The sequence below is a fragment of the Phaeacidiphilus oryzae TH49 genome (assembly GCF_000744815.1).
In the GTDB taxonomy this organism is placed as follows: domain Bacteria; phylum Actinomycetota; class Actinomycetes; order Streptomycetales; family Streptomycetaceae; genus Phaeacidiphilus; species Phaeacidiphilus oryzae.
The window spans coordinates 857,040-870,528 of sequence record NZ_JQMQ01000004.1 but is presented as its reverse complement, the minus strand read 5'-3'; the positions used below and the strand labels follow the sequence as shown (position 1 = coordinate 870,528).

Annotated in this window: 13 protein-coding genes and 2 pseudogenes; 12 read left to right on the top strand and 3 right to left on the bottom strand. The window is 69.9% G+C overall.

Annotated features, from left to right (window positions below):
* The first annotated feature begins 161 nt into the window (after positions 1–161).
* On the top strand, positions 162–704 hold the full coding sequence (locus BS73_RS04140) for an MOSC domain-containing protein (RefSeq protein WP_037569241.1): 543 nt from the start codon (positions 162–164) through the stop codon (positions 702–704).
* A gap of 222 nt (positions 705–926) precedes the next feature.
* Here the strand turns inward: BS73_RS04140 and BS73_RS04135 are convergent, their stop codons facing one another.
* Complete coding sequence (locus BS73_RS04135) at positions 927–1,553, bottom strand: TetR/AcrR family transcriptional regulator (protein WP_037569239.1); 627 nt, start codon at positions 1,551–1,553, stop codon at positions 927–929.
* A gap of 100 nt (positions 1,554–1,653) precedes the next feature.
* Here BS73_RS04135 and BS73_RS04130 point away from each other — a divergent pair, with 100 nt between their 5' ends.
* Positions 1,654–2,307, top strand: a complete 654-nt coding sequence (locus tag BS73_RS04130) for a CatB-related O-acetyltransferase (protein WP_037569237.1) — start codon at positions 1,654–1,656, stop codon at positions 2,305–2,307.
* A 189-nt stretch (positions 2,308–2,496) separates the two neighbouring features.
* Here BS73_RS04130 and BS73_RS38070 read toward each other — a convergent pair.
* Positions 2,497–2,829 (bottom strand): annotated as a pseudogene (locus BS73_RS38070) (transposase); the annotation flags it as partial.
* Between the two features lie 1,202 nt (positions 2,830–4,031).
* On the opposite strand from BS73_RS38070, the gene BS73_RS04110 reads away from it, so the two are divergent.
* The 3 genes from BS73_RS04110 to BS73_RS04100 all read left to right on the top strand — a co-directional run bounded on the left by BS73_RS04110 (position 4,032) and on the right by BS73_RS04100 (position 6,309).
* The gene (locus BS73_RS04110) at positions 4,032–4,370 is read left to right on the top strand and encodes an indolepyruvate ferredoxin oxidoreductase subunit alpha (RefSeq protein ID WP_037569228.1); all 339 of its coding nucleotides are present in this window, start codon (positions 4,032–4,034) and stop codon (positions 4,368–4,370) included.
* Complete coding sequence (locus BS73_RS04105; protein ID WP_051939299.1) at positions 4,367–5,335, top strand: amidohydrolase family protein; 969 nt, start codon at positions 4,367–4,369, stop codon at positions 5,333–5,335. Before BS73_RS04110 ends, BS73_RS04105 begins: the two co-directional genes overlap by 4 nt.
* Before the next feature lie 143 nt (positions 5,336–5,478).
* A complete protein-coding gene (locus tag BS73_RS04100) occupies positions 5,479–6,309 on the top strand; it encodes an IclR family transcriptional regulator (RefSeq protein ID WP_084703749.1) in 831 nt (276 codons plus the stop codon).
* An 80-nt stretch (positions 6,310–6,389) separates the two neighbouring features.
* Here the strand turns inward: BS73_RS04100 and BS73_RS37045 are convergent, their stop codons facing one another.
* Positions 6,390–7,160, bottom strand: a complete 771-nt coding sequence (locus tag BS73_RS37045; protein ID WP_051939297.1) for a 2-keto-4-pentenoate hydratase — start codon at positions 7,158–7,160, stop codon at positions 6,390–6,392.
* 455 nt (positions 7,161–7,615) lie between these two features.
* Here BS73_RS37045 and BS73_RS04090 point away from each other — a divergent pair, with 455 nt between their 5' ends.
* From BS73_RS04090 to BS73_RS04055, 7 genes and pseudogenes are all read left to right on the top strand, one after another.
* Positions 7,616–9,103, top strand: a complete 1,488-nt coding sequence (locus BS73_RS04090) for an aldehyde dehydrogenase (protein ID WP_051939295.1) — start codon at positions 7,616–7,618, stop codon at positions 9,101–9,103.
* Between the two features lie 155 nt (positions 9,104–9,258).
* Positions 9,259–10,257, top strand: a complete 999-nt coding sequence (locus tag BS73_RS04085) for an NAD(P)/FAD-dependent oxidoreductase (protein ID WP_037569227.1) — start codon at positions 9,259–9,261, stop codon at positions 10,255–10,257.
* Positions 10,258–10,366: 109 nt separating this feature from the next.
* Positions 10,367–11,149 carry a 2-keto-4-pentenoate hydratase gene (locus BS73_RS04080; protein ID WP_037569225.1) on the top strand — a complete coding sequence of 261 codons (783 nt, stop codon included), beginning with the start codon at positions 10,367–10,369 and terminating at the stop codon, positions 11,147–11,149.
* 325 nt (positions 11,150–11,474) lie between these two features.
* Positions 11,475–11,945, top strand: a complete 471-nt coding sequence (locus BS73_RS39170) for a 2-keto-4-pentenoate hydratase (RefSeq protein WP_235215282.1) — start codon at positions 11,475–11,477, stop codon at positions 11,943–11,945.
* Between the two features lie 24 nt (positions 11,946–11,969).
* Positions 11,970–12,191, top strand: a pseudogene (locus BS73_RS04070) (tautomerase family protein); the annotation flags it as partial.
* Positions 12,188–12,928 carry an alpha/beta fold hydrolase gene (locus BS73_RS04065; protein WP_051939293.1) on the top strand — a complete coding sequence of 247 codons (741 nt, stop codon included), beginning with the start codon at positions 12,188–12,190 and terminating at the stop codon, positions 12,926–12,928. The pseudogene BS73_RS04070 and the gene BS73_RS04065, both read left to right, overlap by 4 nt.
* Entirely contained in the window at positions 12,925–13,479 is a 555-nt protein-coding gene (locus BS73_RS04055) for an aromatic-ring-hydroxylating dioxygenase subunit beta (RefSeq protein ID WP_051939291.1), read from the top strand. The genes BS73_RS04065 and BS73_RS04055 overlap by 4 nt, the downstream gene beginning before the upstream one ends.
* Positions 13,480–13,489 lie beyond the last annotated feature (10 nt).

Genomic DNA, 13,489 nt, shown 5'->3' with positions numbered 1-13,489 from the left:
AATCGAGATGACGTCTAAGAGCCGGCCAGGGTGCTCGCTCCAGCGCCCGTGGGCGCTGGGTTGCCTACAGCCTGCCCTGCGAATGATCGCAGGGTGCTGTGCGCTGAGCGCCGCAGGCTAGGCTCGTGGCGAATCATCGCTATCGAGCAGGGGGTCTGTGGATGAGCGGGACGGTCGTAGCGGTCAGCAGCAACAGCGCGTACGCGTTCACCAAGCCCAACCGGGCCGGCATCATGCTGCTCGCCGGGCTCGGCGTGGAAGGGGACGTGCATGCCGGCGTCACGGTCAAACACCGCTCACGCGTCGCGCAGGACCCCACCCAGCCGAACCTGCGCCAGGTCCACCTGATCCACGAGGAACTCTTCACCGAAGTCGGCAGGGAGGGATTCAGCGTGGCGCCGGGCGAACTCGGCGAGAACATCACCACGAGCGGCATCGACCTGCTCGGCCTGCCCGTCGGGACGCTGCTGCGCATCGGCGGCGACGCGATCGTGGAGGTCACCGGTCTGCGCAATCCCTGCCTGCAGATCGACAACTTCCAGGACGGCCTGCTGAAGAGGGTCGTCGGCCGGGACGAGGCCGGGAACGTCGTCCGCAAGGCCGGGATCATGGGCGTCGTGCGCGCGAGCGGCGGGGTGCGTCCCGGCGACACGATCGCAGTGGAGCTCCCCGCCGAGCCACATCGCCCCCTCGACCGGGTCTGACCCCCTGCCCGAGCAGGCACTCACGTGTCGACGGCCGCCCCCCGCCCCGGTGTCGACCCGGTCGCCCGGCACAGCCGGCCCCCGCTGGCCGCCGCAAGGCTCGGGCTTCCGGAGCCTGCCGGGTGGAGGTGCTCGCTGGGGCCCGGGCTAGCGCCTACCGGAGCGCGATCGGTGTTCCGGCGCGCTCTTGACCGTGCTCGCGTCCGCTCCCCGCCTCCTCGATCACACGCTGGCTTTCCGACGGACGCGGAAGGCACCCGCGGCAGCCGCCAGGACGGCCGCCTCCGCGGCTCGTTCCGGCAGGCGCGGGTCCGGATCGGCACGCAGGAGGACCAGCTGGTGGTAGAGCGGCGCCGTAGCGGCGATCAGCAGGCTCCGCGCGTCCGTGTGCTGGGCGGGCGGTTCACCGCGCTCGACGGCGCGCTCGAGGAGGATCTCGCACTGGGCGTACCGGTCCATCCACAGCCGGCTCTGAGCCCGCGCGGCCTGCTCGGAGTGGAACGAGGCGGCCATCAGGGCGACGGCGAGCGAGGGCCGTAGGACCAGCGACTCCTGGATCTCCTGGTTGAGGGCCGTCAGATCGCCGAGCAGCGAGCCGGTGTCCGGCGGCTGCCACTCGATTTCGCCGGCGGCCTCGATCACGTCGACGAGCAGGCCGCCGACGTCGCGCCAACGCCGGTAGACCGTGGCGCGGTGCACCCCGGCCCGCGTCGCCACCCCCTCCATCGTGAGACCTTCGTGACCGCCTGCGGCGAGTTCGGCGCGCACCGCATCGAGAACCCGGGCGCGGATACGGGCGGTGCGACCGCCCGGGCGGCGGCCCGTCGTCGTGTCCAGTGGGTCGGTCATCGCCAATCCAGTATCCGGTTGATCAAGGCGGCAGCGCTGTGCCAGCATCCTAACGCGACAGTTGTCGCCCTAGGGCCGCCAGAGAGGAACCGCCTCCGCGATGCCACCCCTCCCCCCCGACCCCACCGTGCTCCACCCCATGCCCGAGCACCCGCGCGTGGTCCTGCTCAAGCCGCTGGTGAAGTCGCCGCTGATCGAGGTCGGCGACTTCACCTACTACGACGATCCGGACGACCCGACCGCGTTCCAGACGCGCAACGTCCTGTACCACTACGGTCCCGAGCGGCTCGTCATCGGCAAGTACTGCGCGCTGGGCAGCGGCACCCGGTTCATCATGAACGGCGCCAACCACCGCATGGACGGTCCCTCCACCTTCCCGTTCCCCATCATGGGAGGCTCCTGGGCCAAGCACTCCGACCTGATCACCGGCCTGCCCGGCCGGGGCGACACGGTCGTCGGCAACGACGTGTGGTTCGGACACGGCGCCACGCTCATGCCCGGCCTACGCATCGGCCACGGCGCGATCATCGCCGCCGGCGCCGTGGTCACCCGCGACGTCCCCGACTACGGCATCGTCGCCGGCAACCCCGCCCGCCTCATCCGCACCCGCTACGACCCAGCGGACATCGCCCGACTCCTCACCGTGGCCTGGTGGGACTGGCCCATCCAGCACATCACCCGACACATACGCACGATCATGTCCGGCACCATCGACGACCTCGAGGAGGCCGCCACGCACAGCAACCACCCCTGACACCGACCCCCACCCGCATCCGACCCGCACCGGCGCGCGCCTGACCGAGCAGCCGCAGACCACAACCGGCCAGGAAACCCCCACCGCCCCCTCAGCGCACTGGAGGAAACCCGGCAGACTGAACCGCCCGCCCCGTGTCGAATAGAGACTTGATGTGCCCCGGGTTCCGTGGAGTCGAGCTGCGTGATTCTAGGCTACTGGCATGGCAGTTGGGGATCGGAGTTCGTTCTCGATCGGGGTGAGCATGCCGAGCGCGGAGTGGCGGCGCTGGCGGTTGTGGAAGATCTCCAGGTACTCGAAGATCGCGTTGGCGAGTTCGAGGCGGGTGCGCCACTTGCGGCGGTTGAGGAGTTCGGTCTGCATCCGGCCCCAGAAGGATTCGATCATGGCGTTGTCGTAGCAGTCGCCGATCGTTCCCATCGAGGGGACCAGGCCGGACGCCTTGGCGCGTTCGGTGATGGCCCAGGAGGTGAACTGGACCCCGTGGTCGGAGTGGATCACCGTCTGAGTGGTCGGCTGCCGGTTGGCCTGGCGCTGGAGCCGGAGAATCCTCGTCCGAGGCCGAGGCCCTGGCAGAGGAGGGCTCGAAGAGGGCGGAACGCACGCAAGGCACTGTTGAAGAAGCCGGTAACGTGGCTGGGCAACCGCATACTCACGTCTCACCTGACATCCCAAGCGCGGATCCCGTGACTTCCGGTGCCGTGGTAGCCGTGGCCGGCTTCGATATGGTGAAGAGGGCTTGATGAGATGGGCACGGAAAACGGAGGAGGGCGGCGAAATGAGTCGAGCACGAGTGAGTGCCCGAGAAATCGTTGAACAGTACGGGCGGGACGGGCTGCTGTCCCCTCCCAGTGTCGCCTCTGCCGAATTCGGGGTCTTCGACCGGGTGGTCCCGTGGACAATTCTGCTCATGGCGGCCGGCCTCGTGGCACACGAGGCCCCGGCCCTGGTCGAACGCGTCAGGAATTCGGGGAACGAGGTGCTGGCCAAGGTCCTTAAGGGCGACGATTTCCCTTGGCGCTCTGGCTCTGGCTGACAGCGGCGCAGAGTTCAGCTGGAGACCGTCCGGGCCTGCTTCCACTTGTTCACGCAGCGCTCGACCGCGTTGCGGCGCCGGTGCTGGGATCGGTCGAACGCTGGAGGGCGGACAGCGGACCGGCCGCGGCAGTGGCGGTTGGGCCGCTGGTCCTCGGGATGCGCGATGGGCGCTTTGATCCCGCGTCGCCGCAGCAGGGCCCGGTTGGCGGCCGAGGAGTAGGCCTTGTCGCCGCGCACCCGATCCGGGCGCGAGCCGGGCCGTCCCCCCCGCGCTGCCCCGCCTGATGCGCAGCGCCGCCGGTACCGGCGCGGACCTCGGGCTGTTCCCGGGTTGGCCGGGCGAGGTCAGCCAGACCGACGGGCGGGCCAGGTCGTCCGACAGCAGAGGGACGCGGCACGCGATGCGCGGCGCGGCTCGGCACGGCTCGGCTCGGCACGGCGCGGACAGGTGAATGGACCGATGTGATTGCTGACCATGGCGGTCTCGCCGAAAGTGGGCGTTGATCTGAGCCGACGAAGGAGTAGGCGATGGAGCCGCTATCCGTACGACATGACTTTCCTCTCTCGCCTGCCGCCGCCCGGAACTAGCTCGAAGCGCGCATCGGCCGAGCTGTACTGCGGACGGGTTCTCGCGCATACGGCGGGCTTTCCGTCCTGGCGGACTTCGAAATTCGAGGAGAAATATCATGCCTTTCTACATCGGCGAGGCCTGTGTAGACGAGATGGACAAGTCCTGCACCGAGGAGTGTCCCGTGGACTGCATTTACGAGGGAGAGCGGAAGCTCTATATCAATCCCAGTGAATGCATCGACTGCGGTGCCTGCGAGACGGTCTGCCCGGTGGAGGCGATCTCGTCCACTCTGCGCGGCACGCCCGGCGCCGAGTGGGTGGCCGACAACGCGGCGTTCTTCGCGGAGCCCCTGCCGGGCCGTGCCGAGGCGCTCGGCAATCCGGGGGGCTCGCGCCGTACCGGCGCCCTCGGCGTCGACACCGCCAAGGTCGCTGCCCTGGAGAGCCGCGCATGAGGACCATCGACACCCACACCCACATCGTGCCGTCAGGTCTGACGGCGCCGGACCATGACGGACGCTGGCCCGTGGTGGTCGAGCGGGACGAAGGTTCGGCGGACGTGCTGATCGCCGGACGGGTCTTTCGCACGGTGCCCCGCACGGCCTACGACCTGGAGCATCGCGCCGGGCAGCTGGCGCCGGATCACGTCCAGGTGCTCTCCCCCATGCCGGAACTCTTCTCCTACTGGGGCAGGCCGGAGGCGGCAGCCGAGTACTGCACGTCGGTGAACGAGTGGATCGCCGCAGGGGTGAACGAGTTCCGGCACGCCTTCCGGGGCTTCGGCATCGCCGCGATGCAGGACCCTGAGGTCGCCTGCGGTCAGCTGTCGCAGATCGCCGCCCTGGGGCTGCCCGGTGTGGAAATCGGCAGCAACATCGCGGGGGTCCCCCTCCACGACAAGCGGTACGTCGAGTTCTTCGATGAAGCGGCCCGCCTGGGGCTGGTGGTTTTCGTCCACGCCTTCCATCCGCCGGGGATCGGTACGTTCACCGATCCGATGGCCGGGAACGGTGTGACCTTCCCCAACGAGATCGGTCAGGCTGTCGGTGGCCTCATAGCCGAAGGGGTGCTGGAACGCTTCAGCGATCTGAGGATCCTGGCGTCACACGGCGGCGGCTCGCTTGTCAGTCTGTTGCCCCGGCTGCAGTTCATCGCGGAGAACTACGAGCGGGCCCGGGCCCGGATGCCGCGCGATCCGGCCGATTACGCGCGGAAGATCTTTTACGACATCCTCGTGTTCTCCGCCCCTCTGCTGGGCCTGCTGCTGGACACCGTGGGCGCCGGCCGGGTCGTCGTCGGCTCCGACAAGCCGTTCATGAACCATGATCCAGTGACGCTTCTTGATTCCTTCCCCCATCTGGGATCCGCCACGATCGAATCAATCCGGTGGGGCAACGCCGCACGCCTGCTCGGCCTGTGATCGCAACGCCGGACAGACCCTATCGCCCTGCGCCACCGCTCCTGCTTATCCTCGAAAGACACCGTTCGGCAGCCCCGACCGTTTCCGGCTGAGCGGGGGTCGGAGAGGTCCAGCACCTTGCGCGGCCCGAAAGAGAGGCGTCCATGCGAGTCAGCGACCAGGAAGAAGATCGGTCCGTCATCGGACGTGTCATGGCCATCTTGGACGCGGTGGCCGCGGAGCCCGGTGAGGTGGGACTGAGCGAGCTCGCACGACGAACGGGCATCAAGAAGGCGACGGTGCACCGAGTGGCCACCGAACTCGTCGAGCGCAGGATGCTGGACCGCGGCGCCTACGGCTACCGCCTGGGTTTTCGCACCTTCGAGCTCGGGCACAGCGTTCAAGTCTCCCGGCTGCTGCGGAACCTGGCGCTGCCCTATATGGAAGACCTCTACGAGATCAGTCACGAGATCGTGCAGCTGGCCGTGCTGGACGGCGCGGAGATCGTGTATCTGGAGAAGATCACCGGGCACCGCAGCTACCAGGCTCCTTCGGGCGTCGGCGAGCGGTACCCCGCCCATTGCAGCGCGCTCGGGAAAGCCATCATCGCCTTCAGCTCCGACGCCGTCCTGGATCGGATCCTGGCCGCCGGACTGCCCAAGCGCACCCCGCGTACCATCACCGATCCCGCGCTCTTTCGCGAGGAGCTCCGGCTCGTGCGTGACAGCGGCGTCGCCTTCGACCGCGAGGAGGGCCATCGGGAGGTGTCCTGCGTCGCCGCGCCGGTGCTCAACTCGGAGGGGCTGCCGATCGTTGCTCTGTCGATCACCGGCCCCTCGTACCGCATGGGGCTTCCGCGGCTGGCGACCGCGGTACGTGAAGCCGCCGTCGCCCTGGCCCGTGTGGTCAACGCCCACGCCACTCTTCAGGCGCTGCCCCGCCGCCACCAGCGGCGCGCGGAGGAACTCCAACGACCTTGCGCCGACGGCGAGTAGCCGCGCCGGCCCGGCCGGGCGACTTCCGTCCAGGCCGGGCGTGGCGTGCACCGCCGGCAGGCCGGCCACGCGACGAGCGCTCAGCCCCGGACATCGCCGCGTGTGGCGTTGCGGGTATGAGGCAGTCGCCGGACGCCCACCCTGCACCCGGACGGGAACTCCGCCTCCACCACGTCGCCCGGGGCCAGTTCCACGGCCGAGGTCAGCCCACCGGTGATCACCAGCATCCCCGCCTCCAACCCGGCACCTTCCTGGTGAAGTCGGTGGACGAGCCATACCAGCGAGTCGATCGGGTTTCCGGAGGCGGCTGCGGCCGCCGAGGTCGCCACCATCACCCCGTTGCGGTGGAGGACGACGCCGGTGTTCACCAAGCCGTGCCGCAAGGCCGGCAGACGCGGGCCGACGACGACTTGCGCCGCCGACGAGCCGTCCGCGGTGTTGTCCTCGGCGGTGAACCGGTAGCCGGCCCATAGGGAGTCGACCACCTCAAGGCAGGCCACCGCATGCTTCACCGCGTTCAACGCGTCAGGGCGGGTGATCCGGCCGGCCAGCGGCAGGCCCAGGACGAGCCCGACTTCCGGCTCGACACGGGGCTGCAGCAGAGCAGGGTCCGTGGCGCTGTCGTTGGGCACCAGCATCCGGTCGGTGAGGGGACCGTAGTTGGGCGCAGCGACGCCCATCTGCTCCCGCATCGGCTTGGAGGTGTATCCGAGCTTGAACCCGGCGGGCTTCTCGCCCTCGCGCAGGCGACTCTCGTTCACCTTCCGCTGGATCCGGTAGGCGTCACGCAGGTCGAGCGGCTCCCTGTCGGAGATCGGATCCAGCAACACCCGCCTGCGACGGGCCGCCACGAGCCGCGCCGCCCGTTCCTCGGCCCAACTGTCCTCTCGTGCCGCGCCGGCGGCCGGGACAGCGGGCGCCGCGGGGGTTGTACGTCTTGCAGAAGCCATGGCGTTCACTGACTCTCTTCACTCGCCCTTCCAGGGATGGCATGCCCAGCCTGCGCACCCAAGGGACCGTCGGGAAGGCCGGCGGTCCAGGCAGTGAACCGATGACCTTGTTCCGACTCGCCCGCTCCCGGAAGGTGAGGCAACGCAGCGCGGAGGATCAGCACGGGTTCGCAACGCATCTCGCGTGCATCGGACTTCGGGGGCCGCGCTGTGGGACATCCAGGGAGCGCCGATCGGATCTGCTCGCCGTGCTCCGGCACCTGGATCCCCGGCCCCGCCGCACCGATCACCGCACCGATCACCGCACGTATCCCCGGCCGGCAGCACGGGACGCCGCCGCCGACCACGCGGGTGCAATGCCGCGCCCGCCGTTCTCAGGAGAAGACCCTGTGGTGGAGACAACGGAGTCGCTATACCTCGACGGGCGCTGGGCAGCGCCCCTGAATAACCGTCAGCCGGAGCAGACCACCCTGGTGTGCCCCAGTACGGAGGAGAGCCTGGGCACCGTCGCGCTGGCTGCCCCGGCAGATGTGGACGCCGCCGTCCGAGCCGCGCGCGGAGCCTTCGACGCACCCGACGGCTGGGCTCATTGGGAGCCGCGGCAACGGGGCGACGCCCTGGACCGGCTCGCCGACGCGTTGCAGCGCCGCAGCGAGCACATCGCCAGTGCCGTCTCATCCCAAAACGGAATGCCCATCAGCGTCTCCCGCCAGATCGAGTCGGGGCTGACCGGCGCGATCGTCCGGTACTACGCGGAGCTGGCCCGCACCACGCCGACGGAGGAGACCCGCCCCCATCTGGTCGCCGGCACCACGACGGTGCGGAGGGAACCCGTCGGTGTGGTGGCGGCGATACCGCCGTCGAACTTCCCGCAAAGCCTCGCCGCCACCAAGTACGCTCCCGCGCTGGCGGCGGGCTGCAGCGTGATCCTCAAGCCCTCGCCCAGCACTCTCCTTGACGCCTTCCACCTGATGGACGCCGCCGCGGAGGCCGGGTTGCCGCCCGGAGTCCTCAACCTCCTCCCGACATCCGCGGACACCGCCGCCTACCTGGTGGGCCATCCCGGAATCGACGCCGTCGCCTTCACCGGTTCCACCACCGTGGGCCGGCGCATCGCCGGGATCTGCGCACCGCTGCTCCGCCCGCTCACGCTCGAACTGGGCGGGAAGTCCGCCGCGATCGTCCTCGACGACGCCGACCTGGACCTGGCCACCATGGGCGAGCGACTGTTCCAGGCCACCTTCCTGAACAACGGCCAGACCTGTTTCCTCAGCACGCGCATCCTGGCCCCCCGGTCCCGGTACGACCAGGTCGTGGGGGTCTTCGCCGACCTTGCCTCCTCGCTGCGCATCGGCCACGCGCTGGCGGCCGATACCCAGGTGGGGCCCGTGATCAGCCGGGCCCAGCGGGATCGGGTGGAGAGCTGCATCGAACAGGCCAAGGCCGAGGGGGCCCGTCTCGTCGCCGGTGGCGGCCGCCCGCCGGGGCTGGACAAGGGCTGGTTCGTCGAACCGACGGTCTTCGCCGATGTCGACAACCGCAGCCGGGTGGCCCGGGAGGAGATCTTCGGACCGGTGCTGTGCGTCATCCCCTACGACGATGAGGACGAGGCTGTCCGCATCGCCAACGACTCCCCCTACGGTCTGGCCGGCACGGTCTGGAGCGCCGACCCCGACCGCGCGCACACCATTGCCCGGCGTATCCGCACGGGCTCCGTCGGCATCAACGGCTACCTCCCCGATCCGGGAGCGCCGTTCGGCGGGGTGAAGCACAGCGGCATCGGCCGGGAGCTCGGCCCGCAGGCCATGGCCTGGTACCAGGAGCCGAAGTCCATCTTCCACTGAGAACCACGGCGCGGCTGCGCCCTTCCCCGCCGGCGGCCGCGGAGCGTCTCCCATGGCGACGCGCGGCAACGGCCCACCCAATGGATCGACCGCGTTGTCCCGGTGGGCATCCGCTCGGAACTCTGACGTGACAGCAACGAAGCTAGGAGTGCGTGATGGCTGACCCTTCCGCCCGGGACCGCGAGGTCGATCTCGTCATCGTCGGTGCGGGACCCGCCGGGCTGTTCGCCGCCTACTACGGAGGATTTCGCGGACTGCGCGTGGCCGTGGTCGATTCGCTCCCCCAGCCGGGCGGGCAGGTCATGGCGATGTACCCGGAGAAGCCCATCTACGACGTCGCGGGCTTCCCCTCGGTGCGCGGTCGGGACCTCATCGACGGCCTGACGCGTCAGGCCGCGCCGTTCGAGCCCGTCTATCTCCTCGGGCAGCAGGCGACCGAACTGCACCGCGGCGACGGCGGATCGCTGACGCTGGCCACCTCGGCGGGCGAACGCGTCACCTGCCGCGCCGTGATCCTCACAGCGGGGGTGGGTACCTTCACCCCGCGCCGGCTGCCGGCCGGCGCCTCCTACGAGGACCGCGGCCTGATGTACTTCGTGCCGCGCCCGCAAGACCTCGCCGACCAGGACGTCGTCATCGTGGGCGGCGGGGACAGCGCGGTGGACTGGGCCCTGCTCCTCGACGGCGTGGCCAGGTCGGTCACCCTGGTGCACCGCCGGGCCCGCTTCCGCGCCCACGAACACAGCGTCGCCCGGATGACCGCCTCGCCGTCCATAGAGGTGCTGACCGACCACGAGATCGTGGAAGCCGGCGGGAGAGACAGGCTGGAACACGTACGAGTCGCCGACAAGCAGGGCAACGAACGCCTGCTCAAGTGCCAGAGCCTGGTCGCCGCTCTCGGCTTCGTCGCCGATCTGGGCCCCCTTGCCCAGTGGGGCGTCCAACTGCGCGACCGGCACATCCTGGTGGACACCACCATGGCGACCAACCTGCCGGGGGTCTTCGCCGCCGGTGACGTGACCGAGTACCCGGGCAAGGTCCGGCTGATCGCCGTGGGCTTCGGCGAGGCGGCCACCGCCGTGAACAACGCCATGACGCTGATCGACCCTGGAGCCTCCCTCTTTCCCGGACACTCCACCGACCAGCCCCGTTAGCCCGCTCCCCCGCCGGTGCGGCACCGCTGTGCCATGCCGACACCGACACCGGTCCATCCGGTGGACCGACTGCATTGTTCCTGCTCACAGCCCTGGAGAGACTCCCAGCATGCATAAGAACCAGCTACAGGAGGCCGCCCGCCGGCTCACCGAAGCCGAGCGGGACCGCCGGCCCATCAAGCCGCTCACCCAGACCTACGACGGTCTGGACATCCCGGCCGCGTACGCGGTGCAGCGCCTGGTGATCGCCGACCGCGTCGCCGGCGGCGCCAAGGCGCGCGGCCACAAGGTGGGCCTGACGGCCGGCGTCATGCGCGAACAGTTCGGGGTCTCAGAACCCGACTACGGGGTGCTGCTCGACGACATGTTCCTCCTCGAAGGCACCGAGATTCCCGCGGGCAGCCTCCTGGCACCCCGTGTGGAGCCCGAACTCGCCTTCGTGCTCGACCGGCCGCTGAGCGGCCCGGGAGTGACCGTGGCCGATGTGCTGCGAGCCACCGCGTTCGTGGCACCGAGCCTGGAGATCATCGACTCCCGGATCCAGGACTGGGAGATCACCGTCTACGACTCCATCGCGGACAACGCCTCCTCGGCCCGCGTGGTGCTGGGCGGTACGGCCACCGACCTCGGCGACATCGACCCCCGGCTGCTCGGGGTGGTGCTGCGCCGTAACGGCGAGATCGCCGAGACCGGCGCCACCGGCGCCGCCCTGGGCAACCCCGTCTCGGCGGTTGCCTGGCTGGCCAACAAGCTGGGCGAGTTCGACGTCACCCTCGAGGAGGGAGCCGTCGTGCTTCCCGGCAGCTGCACCCGTGCCCTGCCGGTCTCCCCCGGCGACCACGTACGCGCGGACTTCGGACAGATCGGCTCGGTGGGAGTGGTGTTCGCATGAGCAGCGATCCGCAGGACGGGACGACCGCGGTGGACATCGAGGACCTGGCCGCACGCCTGATCGCCGCCGAGGACGCGCGAACCGACATCCTGCCGCTGAGCCAGGACGCGGAGTTGAGCGTCGAGGATGCCTACCGGGTCCAGAGCGAGGTGCTGCGGACCAAGGAGGGCCGCGGCGAGCGGATCATCGGCGGCAAGCTCGGTCTGACCTCACGGGCCAAACAGATCGACATGAACGTGGACAACCCCCTGTACGCGTTCGTCACCTCGGGGATGCTGCACGACGCCACGACGCCGGTGGACCTGTCCGGGCTGATCCACCCCGGGTGGAACCGGAGATCGTCTTCGTCCTCAAGGAGGAACTGGCGGGCCCGGGCATCACCGCTGGTGACGTCCTGGACGCGACCTCTTCGGTCTGCGCCGGCCTGGAGATCATCGACAGCCGCTACCAGGCGTTCAAGTTCACCCTCCAGGACGCGGTCGCCGACAACGCCTCCTCCGCGCTGTTCGTCCTCGGCAATGAGTTCGTCGATCCTCCCAAGGACCTCTCCCTGCTGGGCTGTGTCCTGGAGGTCAACGGCAAGCAGGTGGCCACCGCGGCCGGCGCCGCGGTCTGCGGCGATCCCGCTCAGGCCGTGGCGTGGATGGCCAATGCGGCCGGCCGGCGCGGGGGCTCACTCAAGCCCGGATGGCTGGTGCTGTCGGGAGGTCTGACCGCCGCGGTGCCGCTGCGGTCCGGCGACTGCATCAGTGCCGACTTCGCCCGTCTGGGCAGCGTCAGCGTGCGCGCCCGGTAACCGGGGCTCTCAGAAAGGACTCGATCAATGCCGTTCATCCAGATCACCATGGCCAAGGGCCGCACCGCGGACCAGAAGCGAGACCTGCTGCACGAGGTGTCCGCGGCCGCTGCGCGTGCCACCGGCACCCCGGAGGCCGCGGTGCGCGTGTGGCTCGTCGAGGTCGATGCGGGCGAGGTCATCGCCGGGGGCACGATCCTGGCCGACAAGCAGGCTGCCGCGGCCGCCGACCGGACCACGTCATGAGGACGTTCGTCCTGGTGCACGGCGCCTGGCACGGCGCCTGGTGCTGGGAGCGTGTGCTGCCTGAACTTCGGGCGCGCGGCCACCGGGCCGTCGCCGTGGAGTTGCCCTCGGACGACCCGGCGGCAGACAGCGAGGAGTATCTGCGGGCCATCGACGACTGCGTCGACGACCCGGGCTCCACGGTCCTGGTCGCGCACTCGATGGCGGGTTTGATCGCCCCCGCGTACGCCGAACGGCGTCCGGTGGGTGAACTGGTGCTGCTGTCCTGTCTCTTGCCGCTTCCCGGAGCCAGCTGGCGGGAGCAGCTGTCCACCTCCCGGCCCATGGCCGAGGAGTTCTACCGCGACTTCCTGCCGCACCAGCTCAAGGACGATCGTGGCCGCAGCTTCTGGGCCCCGGAGGTCGCCGCGGACCTCTTCTACCACGACTGCGCGCCCGAGGACGCAGCCGAGGCGGCGTCCCGGCTGCGGCCACAGGCCGCCACGGTGCTGAGCGAGGAGACTCCCTGGAGGGGGGAGGTCCCCTCGCCGACCCGGTACATCGTGTGCGAGGCGGACCGGGCCGTCCGCGGTGACTGGGCGGCTCAGGCCGCCAGGGCCCGCTTCGGCGCACACGTCTCCCACCTCCACACCTCCCACTCCCCCTTCTGGTCCCGTCCCGCCACGCTGGCCGAACTGCTCACGGCCGAACACCAGGGCCGCGAATACGCGCAGGCATCCGAGGAGTCGACGCAGTGAACCCCAACGGCCTCACGCCCGCGACGATCGGGCACGCCACTCCCGCCGACGCCGTCAGGGTCCGCGACAGCGTGGTCATCAGTGCCGTCTCCCAGTTCCTCTTCGACGAGGCCGCACTGCTGGACGAGTGGCGCCTGGACGAGTGGCTGGGCCTCTTCCATCCGGACGCCGTCTACCTCATCCCCACGCCGGAAGATCTCAGCACCGACCCGGCGACCACCCTGCACCTGGTGCACGACTCCATGAACACCCTCGCCGGCCGAGTCGACCGGCTCAAGAGCAAGCACGCCCATGCCGAGAGCCCCCGCTCCCGAACCCGCCGCCACATCACCAACGTCCGCGTCTGGCAGGCCCCGGACGGCCTTGAGGCGCGCAGCGTCTTCCAGGTCACCCGGGTCCGCGGCGGAGTCGTCGACCGCTACGCCGGCGTCTACGAGCACCTGCTCGTCCCGGCTGCCGGCAGCGACCTGCCGTGGCTGATCAAGCGCCGTCGGGTGGCCCTCGACCACAGCATCGAATCGGCAGGGGGGCAGCTGAGTGTGCTGCTGTGACCTGTCCCGT